The sequence below is a fragment of the Rhodococcus sp. FH8 genome (assembly GCF_019266085.1).
GTDB lineage: Bacteria > Actinomycetota > Actinomycetes > Mycobacteriales > Mycobacteriaceae > Rhodococcus_F > Rhodococcus_F qingshengii.
The window spans coordinates 190,017-209,354 of record NZ_LPNQ01000077.1; the positions used below are offsets into that span (position 1 = coordinate 190,017).

Sequence of the window (19,338 nt, forward strand, 5' to 3'; positions counted from 1 at the left end):
CATGGCGAGGTCTGGAAAGCGTCGTGGGTGCCTGATCCCGCTGCTGATCATTCTTGTGGTCGCAGCGGTCGTGATCGGCGGTTGGTACATCCTGGCCGGGCGGGTGCCTTCGCCGACTCCGATCCCGCCGAGCCCGGAGCCTCCGGTGTCTCAGCCGGCCAGTTGCCCCGATGTCCAGGTAGTAGCCATACCGGGTACGTGGGAGTCGAGCGCTACCGACGACCCGTACAACCCGACGGCCAATCCGGCGTCGTTGATGCTGAACGTGACCCGTCCTCTGCAGGAGAAGTTCGATACTTCACGGGCCGACGTCTACACCGTTCCGTATGTCGCACAGTTTTCGAATCCGGTGGCGATCCCGCCGGACGGACAGCAGTCCTACAACAACAGTCGGGCTGCGGGAACTGCTGCCACTAACGACTTTCTGATGAAGCGGCACGCCGAGTGCCCGCTCACGAGTTACGTCCTGACTGGATTTTCCCAGGGCGCGGTGATCGCGGGTGACGTCGCCGCGAGTATCGGCGACGGTACCGGCGCGGTGCCTGCCGATCTGGTTCTGGGCGTCGGCTTGATCGCCGACGGTCGGCGCGATCCGGCGTTCGGGAACACCGTTGGCCCGAGCGTTGCCGGTGTCGGCGCCGAGCTGTCGCTGAACGGGCTGAAGCTGCCCGGTCTCACGATGACCGGCCCGAGGCCCGGCGGGTTCGGTGACCTCAACGATCGGACCTATCAGATCTGCGCGCCGAGCGACGGTATCTGCGACGCGCCGGCAGCCGCTCTCAACCCGACCAACTGGCTGAGTTCGGCGCCGCGACTGCTCGAGTACTACAACAACCCTGTGCACGCGATGTACAACTCCTTCCAAGTCGATCCGAACGGCACGACGGCCACCCAATGGATGGCACAGTGGGCTGCGGAGAAGATCGACGCTGCACCGACGCCGCCCCACAGTTGAGTCACCGCCGCACTGTTGATTCGTCACAATCGGGCGTCTCGGGAGTTCGCTCGCGGGTAATCTGCTCGTTTGGTCCCGGTAGAGTGCTGCACGGTCCGGGGGCTTCCTCTACAGTGCTGTCACGTAAGTGACTGGCGAGTAGGTTCGATTTGTCCGAGTTTGTAGTTCGAGTACGACGTACGTGTCCATCACAGGAGATCGATATATGAGTTCCACCCACGGCAGCGATGCCCTACGCAAATTTCGGTTTGCGGCCGGTGGCGAGGGCAACGCCGAAGAGGGTGGTGCGCGACGCTTCGTCAAGCTCGCGCAGAAGGCCGAGGAACTCGGCTACGACTCGTTCATGATTCCGGATCACCTGGGTAATCAGGTCGGCCCGATCGCCGCTCTCGGAGCGCTCGCGGTGGCCACCGACAAGATTCGTCTCGGCACCGCCGTGTTGGCCAACGGCTTCCGTCATCCTGCTGTGCTCGCGAAGGACGCGGCGACTATCGACGTGCTGTCCGGTGGTCGACTCGAACTCGGTATCGGTGCGGGCTGGATGAAGGAAGAGTTCGACAAGGGCGGCATCGCCTACGAAAGTCCGGGCGTTCGCATCGAGAAGCTCGAGGAGTCTCTGCAGATTCTCGACGTTCTTCTGCGCGGGCAGGAATGCACTTTCGAAGGCAAGCACTATCAGGTGCGCGGCCTCAAGGGCAGCCCGCGACCGCGGCAGGGCCCGCGGCCACCGATCATCGTGGGCGGCGGAGGCCCGAAGATGCTTGCTCTCGCGGCGAAGTACGCGGACATCATCTCGGTCGCCACACCGACGAACCGTGACGGGCGGCTTCTGCTCTCCGGAATCACGATGGAAAAGACCATCGAACGTGTCGAGCGGATCCGCGAAGCTGCCGGCGAGCGTTTCGATGAGATCGAACTCAACTGGACCATCACCATGATCATGATCACCGACGATCGAGAGCAGGCTGCCGAAATGGCAATCGCCGCTCTGGACCAAGGTTTTCCGCCGAACATCGAAGTGGATCGTAAGCTGAGCGTGGAGGAGCTGTTGAACTCTCCATACCTGGCTGTGGGCACTTTCGAGGAAATCGCAGACCAGATTCGACTGGTCCGCGAGAAGACGTCGATGTCGTACGTCGGGGTCTTCCCGACGCAGATGGAAGCGTTCGCCCCGATCATCCCGTTACTGGCGGGCGAGTAGGCCGGAGAATACGGACGATGCGAATCTGTAACATATCGATGGTTTGGGATCGATGAAGTGATTCAGGTGAGTTGCGCACAAAGTGCGATTCGATTGATCGAAGATGGACCCGAGAGAGCGAAGGAAGTCTGGGGCGCAGGCATGAAAGACAGTGCTTGTGTGATCGCTTCGGAGGAGATGGAATGAACGCGCTGTTCGATGGCTTTCTCGACGAGAAGGGCCAGATCCGCCTGCAACCAGGCTTCACGCTGGTCGACTACGTCGAGCAACACTCGCGTGTCAACGCGGACGAGCTCGCGTATCGGTACATCGACTACTCACGCGAGCGTGACGGTGAAGCCCTGGAGCTGACCTGGGAGCAGTTCGGTGTGCGTCTGCGCGCTGTTGCAGCCCGTCTGCAGCAGGTCACCAAGCGTGGCGACCGTGTCGCGATTCTTGCTCCGCAGGGACTCGACTACGTCATTTCGTTCTTCGCGGCCATTCAGGCCGGTTCCATCGCGGTGCCGCTCTTCGATCCGGACGAGCCCGGTCACACCGACCGTCTTCACGCTGTTCTCGGTGACTGCAAGCCGACTGCGATTCTGACTGCCGCATCGTCGGCGGCCGGTGTTCGCCAGTTGTTCCGCTCGCTTCCCGCTGCCGAGCGTCCGCGCATCATCGCCGTCGACGCGATTCCCGACACCGTCGGTGAAACGTGGGTTCGCCCCGACATCGAACTCGACGACATCGCGTACCTGCAGTACACCTCGGGTTCGACCCGAGTTCCCGCCGGCGTGGAGATCACCCATCGTGCTGTCGGAACGAACGCGCTCCAGATGGTCGACTCCATCGAACTCAACGAGGACTCTCGGGGCGTCACGTGGCTGCCGCTGTTCCACGACATGGGCCTGCTGACGGTCATCCTGCCTGCTCTGGGCGGCAAGTACATCACCATCATGAGCCCGCGTGCTTTCGTGCAGCGGCCGTACCGGTGGATCAAGGAACTTGCTGCGGTTTCCGACGGCGCCGGCACCTTTGCTGCCGCTCCCAACTTCGCTTTCGAGCACGCTGCCGCGCGTGGCCTGCCGAAGGACGGCGAGACCCTGGACCTGAGCAACGTCATCGGTCTGATCAACGGCAGTGAGCCGGTCACGACGTCGTCGATGCGCAAGTTCAACGACGCTTTTGCTCAGTACGGTCTGCCCAAGACTGCGATCAAGCCGTCGTACGGCATGGCCGAGGCGACGCTCTTCGTCTCCTCGACCAAGCATTCCGACGAGGCCAAGGTCATCTACGTCGACCGCACGGAACTCAACAAGGGACGCATGGTCATCGTCGACCAGTACTCCGAGAACGCAATCGCGCAGGTCTCCTGTGGGTACGTCTCGCGCAGTCAGTGGGCGGCGATCGTCGATCCCGAGACGCTGACCGAGGTCCCCGACAATCACGTCGGCGAGATCTGGTTGCACGGCGAGAACATCGGTATCGGCTACTGGGGTCGCCCCGACGAGACGGCGGAGACCTTCCACAACAAGCTGGACAATCGGTTGAGCGAAGACAGCCACACCGAGGGCACGCCGGCGGATGCCAACTGGATGCGTACCGGCGACTTCGGCGTCTACGTCGACGGCGAGCTGTACATCACCGGGCGCGTCAAGGACCTCGTGATCGTCGACGGTCGCAATCATTACCCGCAGGACCTCGAGGCTTCGGCTCAGGAAGCCAGCCCGGCTCTGCGCCCCGGCTTCATCGCTGCGTTTGCCGTACCGGCCAACCAGCTGCCGTCCGTCGTGTTCTCCAACACGCACTCGGGTCTGAAGTTCGACGACGACGATTCCTCGGAGCAGTTGGTCATCGTGGCCGAGCGTGCTCCCGGCGCAGGCAAGGCCGATCCGCAGCCGATCGCGGACACCGTGCGTGCGGCGATTTCGTCCCGTCACGGTGTTACGGCCCGAGACATCCTGCTCGTCCCCGCGGGTTCGATTCCGCGTACGTCCAGCGGCAAGATCGCTCGCCGCGCGTGTAAGGCGAGCTATATCGAGGGAACGTTGCGAGGCGGCTATCAGCAGACCGCATTCCCCGATAGCGTTTGAGGAGCAGTCCCTTCATGATCGGTGGCTTGGTGAGTTGATGGTTGAACAAGATGGTGCGCAGAGCAAAGACGTTGTGAGCGAAATGAGTGTCGCGCAGCTGCGTGAGTGGCTTCGCAATTGGATCGCCAACGCGACCGGTCAGCCGGCGGGGTCGATCACGGACGATCGCCCGATGGAAGAGTTCGGGCTCGCCTCGCGGGACGCAGTTGCTCTGAGCGGAGACATCGAGGATCTGCTCGGCGTCACGCTGACCGCCACGGTTGCCTATCAACACCCCACCATCGCTTCGCTGGCTACTCGGATCATCGAAGGTGAGCCCGAGGCGCCGGAGGAGACCGTCGACGCCTCGTATTACGTCTCAGGCGGCACGACGGACGCTCACGACATCGCCATCGTCGGACTGTCCACACGATTCCCCGGTGCCGGGCACACGCCTTCGGACATGTGGGAAATGCTGGCGGCCGGACGCGACGGCATCAGCGACCTCCCCGAGGACCGCTGGGCCGAGTTCATGTCGGATCCCGCCATCAAGGCCGCGGTCGAGAACGCGAACACCAAAGGCGGGTACCTCGACGACGTCAAGGGCTTCGACGCCGAGTTCTTCGCGATGTCTCCGCTCGAGGTCGTCAACGTCGATCCGCAGCAGCGCCTCGCACTCGAACTCGCGTGGGAAGCACTCGAGCACGCTCGCATTCCGGCGAGTGGGCTCAAGGGCAAGCAGGTCGGTGTTTTCATCGGCAGTTCCGCCAACGACTACCAGTTGCTCGCGGTCAGTGATCCGACGACGGCGCATCCGTACGCGTTGACCGGAACGTCGACGGCGATCGTCGCGAACCGGGTCTCGTACTTCTTCGACTTCCGTGGACCGTCCATCGCTCTGGACACCGCGTGTTCGTCTTCGCTGGTTGCCGTTCACGAGGCTGTGCGCTCGCTGCGCAGCGGTGACTCCAACATCGCGCTGGCCGGTGGCGTCAACATGCTGCTGGCCCCTCCCGGAACCCTCGGTTTCGATCAGACCGGGATGCTCGCTCCCGACGGAAAACTGCGTGCCTTCTCCGCTCAGGCTCAGGGAATCGTTCGCAGTGAGGGCGGCGGACTCGTCGTGCTCAAGCGCCTCGAAGACGCCGAGCGTGACGGAGATTCCATCCTCGCGGTGATCGCCGGATCCGCGGTCAACCAGGACGGCCGTTCCAACGGTCTGCTCGCCCCCAATCCCGATGCCCAGGCCGACGTGTTGCGTTTCGCGTACCGCGACGCCGGAATCTTGCCGACCACCGTCGACTACATCGAGGCGCACGGAACGGGTACCGATCTCGGTGATCCCATCGAGGCCGACGCGCTCAGTCGTGTCGTCGGTCGTGGTCGTGACGAAGACAAGCCGGCACTGCTCGGTAGCGCGAAGACCAACTTCGGGCACCTGGAAGCAGCTGCAGGTGCCGCCGGCCTGATCAAGGTCGTTCTGGCGATGCAGGAAAACAAGATTCCCGCGACGATCAACTACCTGGGCCCGAACCCGCACATCGACTTCGAGAAGTCGCACCTGCAGGTGACGCCCGAGGCCACCGACTGGCCGCGTTACACCGGCAAGGCTGTCGCCGGTGTCTCCGGTTTCGGTTTCGGTGGAACCAACGCGCACGTCGTGGTCAAGGAGTACGTGCCTGCCGAGACGGTAGTGGATGCCCCTGTCGCCGATGCACCTGTGGAAGACGAGAGCACCGTTGTGCTGGCTGTGTCCGGCGCGCTGCCGTCGCGTCGTCGCCGCGCAGCCGCTGACCTGGCCGACTGGCTCGAAACCGAAGAGGGAAGCAAGACGCCCCTCGCCGACGTCGCCCGCACACTCGCGCGTCGCAACCACGGACGCTCGCGCGCCGCTGTTCTGGCGAAGACGCGGTCCGAGGCCATCAGCTCGCTGCGCGCCGTCGCCGCCGGCAAGCCGGCTCAAGGAGTCTTCTCGGCCGACTCGCCGTCGCCCAAGGGCGCGGTGTGGGTGTTCTCGGGCTTCGGCTCGCAGCACCGCAAGATGGCCAAGCAGCTCTACACGGAGAACTCGGCCTTCAAGGCAGCCGTCGACGAGGTCGACGCGCTGATCCAGGACGAGGCCGGCTACTCGATGGTCGAGATGTTCCTCGACGATTCGATCGAGTACAACGTCGAGACCGCACAGGTGGGAATCTTCACCATCCAGGTCGGTCTGGCCGCATTGCTGCGTCACCACGGCGCTGAGGCCGAAGCCGTGGTTCCGCACTCGATGGGTGAGGCCGCTGCCGCATACGTGTCCGGTGGTCTGAACCTGGAAGACGCTGTGCGCGTGATCTGTTCACGATCACGGCTGATGGGTGAGGCCGAGGGCGCACTCGTCGGTGACGACATCCGTCTGATGGCACTGCTCGAGTACAGCGCATCCGAGATCGAGGCGCTGCTGCCCACGTACCCCAAGCTCGAGGTCTGCGTTTACGCAGCTCCGACGCACACGGTGATCGGTGGACCGCAGCCGGACATCGAGGCGATCGTCGCGGCCGCCGAGGCCGACGGCAAGATGGCGCGTGTCCTGCAGACCAAGGGCGCCAGCCACACCTCACAGGTCGATCCGTTGCTCGGCGAGCTTGCCGCGGAGTTGGCCGGTATCGAGCCGACCACGTTGAAGCTCGGCGTCTACTCGTCCGTCGACAAGGACACCTTCTACCGTCCCGGTCACGAGCCGATCCATCAAGAGGCGTACTGGGTCAAGGGTCTTCGCCACAGCGTGTACTTCACCAATGCGGTACGCGGTGCAGTTGCCCACGGCCACACCACTTTTGTCGAGCTTGCACCCAACCCGGTGACGCTGATGTCGGTGGCGGCTACCGCGTTCGATTCGGGCCTGCACGACATGGAACTCATCCAGACGCTCAAGCGTAAGGAAGACGAGTCCGCGGGTGTGCTTGCCGCTCTCGCGCAGCTGTACGTGCACGGCCATGCCGTGAACCTCGAGTCCTTGCTTCCCGCAGGCGATTTCGCCTTGGTTCCGCGTACCGCATTCCTGCGTAAGCCGTACTGGCTCGACATTCGCGTCAGTGCCGGCGGTTCGGCTCGCGTACCCGGTTCGCACGTCGCTCTGCCCGACGGCCGCCACGTGTGGGAGGTCGACGCATCCGCCGTCACCGATCTGGCTGTGCTCGTGAGCGCTGCTGCCGGACAGGTGCTCTCGGATGTCGCTCTCACCGCTGCCGTTCCCCATGGTGAGCTGGCCGGCGCTGCGACCCTGACCACGACACTCAACCCGCATCCGGGTGGAGCGTCGGTGCAGGTGCACGCCCGTGAGGGCGCTACGTTCCGTCTGCTCTTCGACGCCGTCGTCACGTCGGGTGAGCCGCTGCCCGAGCTGGTTGTCAGCGCGCCGGTCAAGACCAGTGCGCCGATGGAATCCCTGGCCGAGGTCGTCGAAGACGCCGGAGACAAGTGGGATCCGAACGGTTCGCAGAGCCTCGACGACCGCCTCAAGATCGTGGTAGCCGAGTCGATGGGGTACTCGCCGGAGGATCTGCCGGCCGAGGTTCCGCTCATCGAACTGGGTCTCGACTCGCTCATGGCGATGCGTATCAAGAACCGCGTCGAGTACGAGTTCGACATTCCGCAGCTCCAGCTCCAGGCAGTCAAGGATGCGAGCCTCAACGAGGTCAACAAGTACCTGCGCTACGCGATCGACAATCGCGAAGAGGTTCAGGCGATGGCCGACAAGCAGGCCGCGGAGAAGTTGGCGGCCGACGCTGCTGACGAGGACGTTGCTCCCGCCGAGGTGGCAGTGGAACTACCTACCACTGCTCCGGTTGCAGCTGCGCCTTCCGATCCTTCTCGAGCCGGAACTGCCGACGACGCAGGCTCGGACGTTCCGCCGCGAGATGCGGCCGAGCGCTTGACGTTTGCGACGTGGGCGGTTGTCACCGGGAAGTCGGCCAAGGGCATCTTCAACGATCTGCCGATCGTCGGTGACGAGGTCGCCGAGAAGCTTGCTGCTCGGCTTTCCGAGCGTGCCGGTGGCGAGATCACTCTCGACGACGTTCTCGACTCCACCACCATCGAAGAGCTTGCGGACGTCGTTCGCCAGTACCTCGAGGACGACGGCAAGATCGACGGACTCGTACGTACTCTGCGTGCCCGTCCCGAAGGTTCCACTGCCGTACCGGTATTCGTCTTCCATGCTGCCGGTGGTTCGACGGTGACGTACGAGCCTCTGCTCAAGCGCCTGCCCGCCGGCACGCCGATGTACGGATTCGAGCGGGTCGAGGGCTCGATCGAAACCCGCGCTGCTGCTTACGTTCCGCTGCTGCGTGAGATCCAGGGCGACGGGCCGTACGTGCTGTGTGGCTGGTCGTTCGGTGGCGTGATGTCGTATGCGGTCGCGAAGTTGCTGCGCGAGCAGGGCGCCGACGTGCGTGTGGTCGGGCTGCTCGACACCGTCATGGCCGGCGAGGTCGTGCCGGACACCGAGGCGGAACGACGCAAGCGCTGGGAGCGCTACGGCAAGTTCGCCAAGCGCACCTACAACCTGGATGTGCCGCTGCCGCTTGACGTTCTGGCTTCCACCGAAGCCGACGAGGATCAGATTCAGATCTTGATGGACATGATCAAGATGAGCGGCGCCAAGATTCCCGGCGGCATCATCGAGCATCAGCGGACGTCGTGGTTGGACAATCGCGCCATCCAGACGGCCGAGTTCAGCAGTTACGACGGCGACGTCGTGCTCTACATGGCTGACAAGTACCACGACGAGCTGATGACGCTCGAGCCTGCATTCAAGACCCGCAAGGCGGATGGTGGCTGGGGTGACTACGTGAAGAACCTCGAGGTCGTCTACATCGGCGGGGACCACCTGCAGATCGTCGACGAGCCGTACATCGCGAAGGTTGCGGCAGACCTCACCACCAAGCTGGCCCAGATCGAGACAGCTCAGACCAAAGCAGCGGAAACCGGAGTTCAGAAGTGACGACAACCACCGCGGAGAAGCTCGCTGAACTCCGCGAAAAGTTGGAGAAGGCAAAGGAACCCGGCTCGGCTCGGGCCATTGCCAAGCGCGATGCAGCAGGGCACAGCACGCCGCGCCAGCGCATCGACATGTTGCTCGACCCCGGTAGCTTCATCGAGATCGGTGCCCTGGTGAAGATGGCGGGCGAGGGCAACCCGTACAGCGACGGCGTCATGACCGGTCACGGAACCGTCGACGGGCGTCCGGTAGCCGTGTTCGCGCACGATCAGACGGTGTTCGGCGGTGCCGCCGGAGAGATGTTCGGCCGTAAGGTCGCAGCTGTCAACGATTTTGCGCTGAAGGTGGGCTGCCCGGTCGTCGGTATCAACGATTCCGGTGGAGCTCGCATCCAGGACGCCGTTTCCTCGTTGGCCTGGTACGCCAACATGGGTTCACGTCAGGAGCCGTTGTCCGGCCTGTGCCCGCAGATCTCGGTCATCCTCGGTAAATGCGCCGGCGGTGCCGTGTACGCCCCGATCAACACGGACGTCGTGGTCGCGACCGAAGAGTCGTACATGTTCGTCACCGGACCCGACGTCATCAAGTCGGTCACCGGCGAAGAGGTCAGCCTCGAGGACTTGGGTGGAGCCCGCAAGCAGGCGGAGTACGGAAACATCCATCACGTCGCTCCCGACGAGAAGGCTGCCTTCGACTGGGTGCGTGAGTACCTGAGCTTCATGCCGTCGTCGTGCCAGGAGAAGGCGCCGCTGATCAACCCGGGCCTCGAACCCGAGATCACCGAGTCGGATCTCGAACTCAATGCGTTCATGCCGGATGCCGACAACGCCGGCTACGACATGCACGACATCATTCTGCGGATCTTCGACGACGGCACTTTCCACGAAATCGGAGCCCAGGTCGCGCACAACGTGATCACCGGGTTCTCCCGCGTCGACGGCCTGCCCGTCGGTGTCGTGGCCAACCAGCCCACGTACCTCAGCGGCGCCCTCGACGCGGACAGCTCCGACAAGGCCGCCCACTTCGTGCGTCTGTGCGACGCTTTCAACATCCCGCTCGTCTTCGTCGTCGACACACCGGGCTTCCTTCCCGGCGTCGATCAGGAAAAGGTCGGCGTCATCAAGCGCGGCGGGCGTTTCCTGTTCTCGTACATCGAAGCCACTGTGCCGAAGGTGACTGTGGTGGTTCGTAAGGCGTACGGCGGCGGTTATGCCGTCATGGGCTGCAAGCAGCTCGGTGCCGACATCAACCTCGCGTGGCCGACCGCTCGTATCGCCGTGATGGGCGCCGAGGGTGCCGTCAACATCATGGGGCGGCGTCAGCTCGCCGAGGCCGGTGAGAATGCACCCGCGGTGCGTGCTCAGCTGATCAACTTCTACAACGAGTTCGTCGCGACGCCGTACATCGCGGCCGAGCGCGGATACATCGACGCGGTGATCGAGCCTTCGCAGACGCGTCTCGAAATCCGCAAGGCTCTGAAGTTGCTCGCGGACAAGACGATCTTCAAGAACCCGCGCAAGCACAACTTGATGCCGCTCTAGTTCTTTTTGTCACCGAGGGCGTCGAACTGGCGGCGTAGCGCTTCTATCGCCGCCAGGACGGCCGGCCTTTCGCTGTCTGTCCGCCAGGCGAGGTAAATGTCTCGGCCGAGCGGCGGAACCGTGTCGAGCATTCGAACACCTTCCGGCGGTACAACTCTCGCCAGACGTGGAATCAATGCGACGGCGAGGCCCTGAGCGACGAATTCGACCTGGGTGGGAAACTCGGCGACCTCGTACTCGATTCGTGGGTCGAACCCCTGCGCGCGCAGGGTCCTGACGGTGAAGGTGTGAAAGTCCGTTCCCCGGGTCCACGTCGCCCAGGCATGCTCGGACAGCTCGCTGAGCGCGACGACCTTGTTCTCCGCCAGCGGATGTGACGCCGGGAGAGCGAGCAGCGCCACGTCGTCGTACACGGGCGTGAAGGAGAGTCCGTCGGGAAGTTCGACGGGCAGAGTGCTCCAACTGTCGACCACCACGACGTCGAGGTCGCGGCGAATCAGTGCGGGGAGCAGCTCTTCGGATTCGCCTTCGTTGAAGGTGATTTCGAGCTGCGGGTGCGCATGCCTGATTTCGGCGATGGCTCGCGGCAGCACCGTCCTGCTGGGGGAGACCAGGGCGCCGATACGTACGCGGCCCGTCACCTCGCTCTGCAGCGACGCGATTTCCGCCTCGGCCTGGGCGAGCGTCGAGAGAACCTCTGCGGTTCGGCGCGCGAGGATTCGGCCCGCTTCTGTGAGTCGCACACCGCGGCCCTGCGGTTCGAGGAGCGGAACACCGACCTCGCGCTCGAGTTTGTTCAACTGCTGCGAAATCCCGGACGGTGTGACATGCAAGGTGCGGGCGGCAGCCGCCACTGATCCGTTCTCGGCGACGGCGTGCAGGGCGCGGAGTCTTTCGAGATTCAACACAGTAGCAATGCTACCGAATATACGGTCTGAACATTTGCTTGTGCTGAATAGTTAGCGGCAGGAACATTGTCGAGTGACCACACTGACCTCCGCGACCGCGCAGACACCGACACCCACCCGAACTCCTCGGGGGCGCATCGACCCTCGATTGCTCGTCGTCGGAGGCGCAGCTGCGATCTCGATCAGTTCGCTCCTCATCAAGTTGGCTGATGTCGGGCCCTCGACGGCCGTCTTCTTCCGTTGCTTCCTGGCCCTGCCGCCGCTGTTGTGGTTGGCGTGGCGGGAGTACCGCCGGGTGGGCAAGCCGAGCCGGCGGGCAGTCGTTCTGCAGGTGCTCGGCGGTCTGTTGCTCGGACTGGATTTCGCGTTGTGGTCGCAGTCGATTCTGATGATCGGCGCGGGGATGGCGAGCGTCGTCGTGAACGTGCAGGTGGTCGTGGTGCCCGCACTGTCCTGGTTGGTGTTCGGCAATCGGGTGCCGATGCGGTTCGTCTTCGCCCTGCCGTTCATGTTCACGGGAATCGCCTTGGCGGGCGGCGTGTTCGGAGGTGGGGGAACCGGCGACGACTTGCTGTGGGGAACGGCGCTCTCGCTCGTCTCCGGAATCGCCTACGGCGGCTACATCTTCGTGGTCGGCCGGACGGGCGAGGCGGATCGGGCCGCGAGCCAGGTGTTGATCTCGACGACGTCCGCGGGCATCGCCGGGTCCGTCATCGGATCACTGTGGGGCCGGATCGATTTCGTCCCGGGCTGGGAAGCCTTCGGCTGGCTCGCGGCACTGGCGCTGGTCGGCCAGGTGTTCGGCTGGATGCTGATGGGGCACTCGCTCCCTCGGCTTCCCGCCGAGGTGGGCGCGACGCTCCTGCTCATGCAACCGGTACTCGCCGTACTGCTGGCGGTTGTGCTGCTCGGCGAACGGCCAGGCGTTGGGCAACTACTCGGGTGCGTCGTCGTTGTCGGAGCGGTCTCGGCCGTCTCCGTACGTCGCACCCGAGCAGTCACCCGAGTAGGTAGCGCAGGCTAGTGCACTCGCATCTCGCCGGGCATCCACATGCCCGAGCGGGTTGCGGTGCCCGTCTCCACCTCTGCCGGAACCGCATTGGGGAAGTACCGGTCGTACCGCTCGAGTGATCCCCAGTCCCGCGCCCAGTCGTCCTTCAGATATGTAGGAACCGTCGTCGCACCGGCAAGAACCTCGGTGAATCCGAGCGGGCCACCGTTGTCCGCGGACTGCCAGGTGTCGGTGGAACTGACCGCAAGAGGACGGTCCGGGAGGATGCGGAAGTTCGGCATCTCGGCCACGCCGTTCTGATGTGTGAACGGACGTTGGCACGGGAACTGAAGGCCGACAGCCCAGTCCAGGAGGACCGGCTGCTCGTTGCCGATGTACGAGTTCAGGGACTCGAGCTTGGGCACGCGCGGCGGCGTGAATGCCATCCACTGATCGCCCGTGAGGTTGGGATCGAACGCGACCACCCGAACGGCGTCGGCGTCCGGCGCGAGTTCGTCGATCGGGATACGGACGTTGCGCCACGACGGCGCGGGTCCGATGTCTCGCGGCATGTACGAACCCTGAACCTGCACGGTTCCGTCGGGCTGAGTCTTGCCGTACTCGACCAGCAGTGACTGGCCGTACGTGATCGCACCGGTGTTGTCGACGGACCACACACGCCCGGCGACGGACATGACCACCAGCGGTGATTCTTCACTGCGAGTGGGCAATCCGTACCAACTCGAGATGAGGGAAGCAGGTTCCTGCACGCCGGGCTGGTAGCTGCCCATGACCGGCGTTTTCGACGGATCGAGGCCGAAGGGGAGCTTGGCCGTGCTGCCGTTGACGCCGACGTTGCCGGTGCCGCCGCTGGTTCCGGCGCCGGAACCGGTGGCGAAGGTGGGACCGACGCTCTGGCTGTCGGTATTGCCCATGCCCTGCTTGACTTCGATGTAATCCGCAGTCAGATCGCTGGGAACCCCATTGGGGGAGAAGCCCTTCGAATCAACTCCGGACAACGGATCCTCGGCGTTGAATCCGGGAGCGGTCAGAGGCCGCAGATTCCCGGAATTGACGTCGGTCTCGACCAGAACGTCCTCGGCCATGCCGCAGGTCTTGCCCGCGAGTGCCTCGATGTTGCTTCGGCCCAGCGAGTACGCCGGGTACTGCGACACTGCACCCTTGAGTAGCGAGAGCACCTCGAACAGGACCATCAGACCGGCAATCACGGTGAGGGGAGCGGCCGCGAACTTGCGAATTCGTCTGCCCTTGGCCGTGTTCGGCTTCTCGGGCGGGGCGGCAAATCCCTCACGAAGGTACTGCCAGGCGGCAAAGGCCAAGGCGAGAGCAAAGAGCGCGAGGAACAGGGTGTTGGATTCACGGCCGTCGTAGGAGATGGTCTTGTCGAACCACGGCACGCCGTAACTCGAGACGTACCAGTAGCCGTTGATGCCGGCGAACGTCAACGCCAGCATCAGGAGCAGTCCGGCCACGAACACCGAACGGTTACGACGCGAGCGTAGGGCCGACGCGGACACGGCGACGGCGGTCAGCGCGGCGAGAGAACCGGCGATGCCCGCGTACGCACCGAAGTGGTGAGTCCACTTGGTGGGGTTGAACATCATCAGGAACATCGTGCCGAAGACGACGCCGACCAGGCGCCACGACGGACCGGTTGCGGCGCCGGGGACGCGGCCGCGGCGCAGCAACACGAAGAGCGTCGTGAAGAGGCACAGGATCATCGTCAAGAACGCGAAGCGTCGGGCAACCGAGCCGTCGACCGTCTGGACGAAGAGGTAGTAGTAGCGCAGGAAGTCCTGGTACCACTCGAGATTGGGGCCGATGATCGTTCGGACGCGCGTGGCCTCCATGACACCGGCAAAGGTCTGGTCGGCGAAGATGACGACCAGCACGATGGTTCCCGCAGCGGCGATCGGAGCGAGAAGCGGCAGTGTGCCGACCAGTCGGTGACGCTTGACGACGATGCGCACCAACGGGCGCACACCGGCGAGAAGGGCTGCGATACACATCAATCCGGTGGGTGCGGCGGCAAGAGTGAAGGCGCCGATCAAGATTGCCGTGGCCGCGGGCAGCAGACGTCCGGTGGCGATGGCGCGCTCGATGGAGCACCAGGTGAGCAGTGCGCCGAGAGCCACGATGGGCTCGGGGCGAAGACCGTTGTTGTACGCCAGCCAGAAGGACAGGAACACCAGCCCGCCGGTCCAGAGGGCGACGTTGCTCCGGCGAACCGCCCGGCCGAGACGCGGGACGACCTCGCGGCTGATGACCATCCAGCAGAGGATTCCGGCGAGCAGAGCGGGCAGACGCATGAACGGGCTCGCCGTCGAGATCTTCGCCATCACGGCCAGCACTTCGTAATACCAACCGAACGGGGCCTCGGGAACGCCGAACCAACGGAAGTAGTTGGCCATGTATCCCGCGTCCGGTGAGACTCGGGCCATGGTGAGGAGGTAACCGTCGTCGGCGGTGTTCGCGCCGATGAAGTGCCACACGACGAGCGTGCCGACCACCACTCCGTCGATACCGGAGAACTTCCACCAGCGTGCGGGCAGGAAGCGTCGGTGCTTGCGGCCGTCGGTGCCGTCGAGGCGAGCCAGGGCGACCAGCGCGACGATGGTCGAGAGGACGGCCACGATCATCGCGACCAGCTTCAAGACGCTGGGGCTCGAGGAGAAACGTGAGTCGATCGTCATCGAGAAGCCGAGGCCCTCGGGGGCAGCGCCGTCGGGCAGGTCGCTGAAGACGCCGACCACCTGCGGGCGGAAGTCACCGTCGAGCTGGCCACGAATCGGGTTGCCGTCGGGATAGGTCAGTCCGACGAACTCTGCCGTGGTTCGGTTGACGTCAGAGCTGAACGCGATGGCGCCACAGCGACTGGACTCGACGTCCTCGCGTGCCGCCGAAGCGACGACGACGTTGCGATCGAGCACGTCGACGCTGGTAGCGGACACGCGGACGAACATCGACGAGAGCGCGGCGCCGTCGCCCTGAGCAGGTGCCGTCGACAGCAAGATGCCGCCGCCCTCGGGCAACGAGCTGACCGCGGAACAGGGGATCGATGCGTTGACGTCGATGGGAACCTGCGCCATCAGCGGTGCCTCGACGTCGCCGATCACGCCGTTCTGCGGCCAGTTGACCGAAGCCGTCGTCTGCACGACGGGAAGCAGCGGAGTTGCCAGTGCGAGCACGAAGCCGAGCAAGCCGGCGATGATCGCGACCCATCGCGTGCGATGGAAACGCTCGCGGGCATCCTGACCAGCAGGAGGCGGCGAACTCGAAGTCTGAGGTGAAGCTGTCACGGCGTCGGGCACGGCTACCGATGGTATGTCAGGGCTGAGCGTGGACCTACCGTGCCTGGGTGGTTGGTAGGTCCACGCGTAACAGTTACGACTGGTAACGAATCGGGCCCGGTGTCCAGGTGCCCGATCGGGTCTCGGTGGTGACGTTCATTTGCGCGGGAACCGCGTCCGAATCGAGCGGTGTGTACTGCTCGAGCGATCCCCAGTCACGATCCCAGTCGTTGTCCAGATAGGTCGGCAATGCCCTGGCCGAGAGCAGTTCGGTAGTCCAGCCGAGCGGTCCGCCGCCGTAGTGGTCCTGCCAGGCGTTGGTGGACTCCGCGCCGATGCGGTCGGGCAGGATGCGCCACTCCGGGATCTCGGCGACGCCGTACAGGTGATCCACCGGACGTTGGCACGGGAAGGCCAGACCGACAGCCCAGTCCATCAGCACGGGATCGGTGGATCCGACGACGTCCTGCAGCGTGCGCATGGTCGGCACTCGTGGCGGTGTGACCGCCAGCCACTGGTCGGCGCTGATGTCGGTGTCACTGGCCACCAGACGCACGGTGTCGGCGTCGGCGGGCAGCTGATCCATCGGAACGCGCAGGTTGCGCCACGACGGCGACGGGCCGATGTCGATCGGATCGACACGTCCCAGCGCGTCGACGCTTCCGTCGGCCTGCTTCTTGCCGTACTCGACCTGCAGCACTGCGCCGGGGGTGACGATGCCGTCGGAGTTGACGTAGCGGATGCGTCCGGCGGCCGCGACGGTCAGGAGCGGTGCGGCGTCGTTGCGCTCGGGGAGTGAATACCAACCGGTGGTCAGTGACGCGTTCTGAGGTGCTCCGTAACTACCGAGCACCGGGGTTTTTGCGGGGTCGAGCCCGAACGGGAGCGCGACGTTGCTGCCGTTGACGCCGGCCGTCGACTGCGAGCCGCCGGCGGTGCCGGATCCGGTTCCCGGCGTGGTGGTGCCGGACTGCGAGGTCGAGGTGTCGAGGCTGTTTGCACTGCCTGCTGTCGAGTCTTCTGCGTCGGCCGTGAGGTCGCCTGCAACCCCGTCCGGCGAGAACCCGGTTGATTCGCTCGCACCGAATGCACCTGCGCCGGCGAGATCGGTGGGCCGATCCGTCAATTGCAGAACGCCGGCGTTCGGATCGGACTCGACGAGTACCTCACCCGCGAGACCGCAGCTTCCGCCGAAGACGGATTCGATGTTGGACTTGCCGATCGAATACGCGGGGTACTGCGCGACCGCGCCCTTGAGCAGGGACAGCACCTCGAACAGCACGACCGCTCCGGCCGCGATGGTCAACGGTGACGGGGCGAGAAGGCGAAGTCGCCTGGTCTTCTTGACGCTGTCCTCTGTGCCGTTTCGCCGGCGCGGCTCCATGACGTGGTACCACGCGGCCAGCAGCAGCGCGAGAATCGTGAGGCCGAGGAAGGCCGTCGAGAATCCCTTGCCGGCGATTGACGGCGGCTTGTCCCACCACGGGACGCCGTAACTCGAGACGTACCACCAGCCGTTGGAGCTCGTGAACGCCACAGCGAGGATGAACAGGATGCCCGCGGCGAACAGCGCGCGGTTTCGTTTGGAACGCATGCTCGACGCACTCACACCGACGGCGGCAAGGACGGCCACCGTGGCGGCCAGACCGGCGTACACACCGAAGTGGTGAGTCCACTTGGTGGGGGTGAACTGCATCAGGAGCAGCGACGCGAACACGATGCCGAGGATTCGGCGCGAGGGCCCGATAGCTGTGCCCGGGATCCGGCCCTTGCGCAGGATCATCATGACGCAGAAGACGAGTCCGACGATCATGACGAACATGCCGAAGCGGCGGGCCAGTGAGCCGTCGGGGGAGATGGTCATCAGTGCGTCCCAACGCAACCGTTCCTCGAACCACGGAACGTTCGGCCCGACGGCCGTTCGCACTCTGGTCGATTCGAGAACTGTCGCGAGGGTTTGATCTGCGAAGACCGCGACGAGCACCACGGTTCCGGCGGCGAGAATCGGCATGATCTGGGACAGGAAGCCGACGCGTTTGCCGCGGGCGATCAGGATCTGCAGGATCGGCCGGGCGCCGGCGATCAACGCGCCGATCGCGATCAACCCGGAAGGTCCGGCGGCCAGCGAGAATGCGGCGATCAGCACGGCCATCGCGGCGGGCAACAGACGTCCGGTAGCGATGGCGCGTTCGATGGAGCACCACGTGAGCAGAGCGCCGAGGGCGATGATGGGCTCGGGGCGCAGGCCGTTGTTGTACGGCAACCAGAAGGCGAGGAACACGAGCCCGCCGGTCCAGATGGCAACCTTGTTGCGGCGCACCGCAACACCGAGTCGCGGGATCACCTCGCGGCTGATCACCATCCAACACAGAATGCCGGCGATCAGCGCGGGCAGGCGCATCCACATGCTCGCGGTGCTGACCTTCGCGAACAATGCCAGCACGTCGTAGTACCAACCGAACGGCGCTTCGGGGACTCCGAACCAGCGGAAGTAATTGGCCATGTACCCGGAGTGCTCCGAGACTCTGGCCATGCCGAGCAGATAACCGTCGTCGGAAGTGTTGGCGCCGAACACATGCCAGAGCGCCAGCGTGCCGATCACCAGGGCGTCGATGCCGGTGAACTTCCACCACCGTGCCGGAAGGAACCGCCGCGCACGACGGCCGTCGACGCCGTCGATCCGGTGCAGTGCGTACAGCGAGACGATGGTCGAGAGTGCCGCCACGATCATCGCGAACAGTTTGAGAAGTGTGGGGCTGGACGAGAACCGGGAGTCGACGTCCATGTGGGCGGACAGTCCGGCGGGCGCTGCGCCCTGCAGGTCGGTGAAGATGCCGACAACCTGTGGGCGGTAGTCACCGGTCAGGGTGGTGCCGACGCCGTCGATTCCGGTGACCGCCGCGACGGTCTGCTCGGAGTTGGTCGTGATGGTGATCGCCGTGCACCCGCTCAGTTGATCGAGCGGGGTCGAGATCAGTACCGAATCGCGGGTGAGTGCTTCGAGGCGGTCGGCAGTGGTGCGGACGGTGAGGCCGCGGGCGTTTCGGTCCGGCGCCCCGTTCGGCATGGTCGAGAGCAGTGTGCCGCCGCTGCCGCCCAACTGGCCGAGGGTGGAACAGGGGATGCTGATGTCGAGCGATGTGGGCGAGTAGGAGATCAGCGGCGACGAGACGCTGTTGACGGTCCCACCCTGCGGCCAGTCGATGCTCGCGGCTTCCTGCTTGACGGGCAGGAACGGCGTCGCGAGTGCAAGAAGCAGGCCAAGAAGTCCGGTGACTATCGCGATGAGTCGTGCCGTCCGGACTCGCTGGGAATCCGATTCTCGGGGAGCTTCGGGGCCAGTGGGCACGGGTTTCGGGGGCACTACTACTTCAGACGGCACAAGGAACGATGTTAGGC

Annotated in this window: 9 protein-coding genes; 6 read left to right on the plus strand and 3 right to left on the minus strand. The window is 64.6% G+C overall.

All coding sequences use genetic code 11. The features are described from left to right. Position 1 precedes the first annotated feature (1 nt). The 5 genes from ATN38_RS22580 to ATN38_RS22600 all read left to right on the plus strand — a co-directional run bounded on the left by ATN38_RS22580 (position 2) and on the right by ATN38_RS22600 (position 10,729). A complete protein-coding gene (locus ATN38_RS22580; RefSeq protein ID WP_003943848.1) occupies positions 2 to 955 on the plus strand; it encodes a cutinase family protein in 954 nt (317 codons plus the stop codon). A 205-nt stretch (positions 956 to 1,160) separates the two neighbouring features. Beyond that, a complete protein-coding gene (locus ATN38_RS22585; protein ID WP_007731815.1) occupies positions 1,161 to 2,156 on the plus strand; it encodes an LLM class F420-dependent oxidoreductase in 996 nt (331 codons plus the stop codon). Between the two features lie 182 nt (positions 2,157 to 2,338). Further along, positions 2,339 to 4,228: a long-chain-fatty-acid--AMP ligase FadD32 gene (fadD32, locus tag ATN38_RS22590; RefSeq protein WP_003943899.1), complete on the plus strand. Its 1,890-nt coding sequence runs from the start codon at positions 2,339 to 2,341 to the stop codon at positions 4,226 to 4,228. A 37-nt stretch (positions 4,229 to 4,265) separates the two neighbouring features. After that, on the plus strand, positions 4,266 to 9,191 hold the full coding sequence (gene pks13 / locus ATN38_RS22595; RefSeq protein WP_218748710.1) for a polyketide synthase Pks13: 4,926 nt from the start codon (positions 4,266 to 4,268) through the stop codon (positions 9,189 to 9,191). Beyond that, a complete protein-coding gene (locus tag ATN38_RS22600) occupies positions 9,188 to 10,729 on the plus strand; it encodes an acyl-CoA carboxylase subunit beta (protein ID WP_003943957.1) in 1,542 nt (513 codons plus the stop codon). Before pks13 ends, ATN38_RS22600 begins: the two co-directional genes overlap by 4 nt. Here ATN38_RS22600 and ATN38_RS22605 read toward each other — a convergent pair. Continuing rightward, on the minus strand, positions 10,726 to 11,637 hold the full coding sequence (locus ATN38_RS22605; RefSeq protein WP_007731813.1) for a LysR family transcriptional regulator: 912 nt from the start codon (positions 11,635 to 11,637) through the stop codon (positions 10,726 to 10,728). The two genes, ATN38_RS22600 and ATN38_RS22605, sit on opposite strands and share 4 nt — an antisense overlap. Positions 11,638 to 11,710: 73 nt before the next feature. Between ATN38_RS22605 and ATN38_RS22610 the strand changes: the two genes are divergently transcribed. Continuing rightward, positions 11,711 to 12,661, plus strand: coding sequence for a DMT family transporter (locus ATN38_RS22610; protein WP_003943901.1), 951 nt, complete (start codon positions 11,711 to 11,713; stop codon positions 12,659 to 12,661). Here ATN38_RS22610 and ATN38_RS22615 read toward each other — a convergent pair. Continuing rightward, positions 12,658 to 15,960, minus strand: a complete 3,303-nt coding sequence (locus ATN38_RS22615; protein WP_003943795.1) for an arabinosyltransferase domain-containing protein — start codon at positions 15,958 to 15,960, stop codon at positions 12,658 to 12,660. The genes ATN38_RS22610 and ATN38_RS22615 overlap by 4 nt on opposite strands. A 73-nt stretch (positions 15,961 to 16,033) precedes the next feature. Further along, a complete protein-coding gene (locus tag ATN38_RS22620; protein ID WP_218748777.1) occupies positions 16,034 to 19,288 on the minus strand; it encodes an arabinosyltransferase domain-containing protein in 3,255 nt (1,084 codons plus the stop codon). Positions 19,289 to 19,338: the final 50 nt, after the last annotated feature.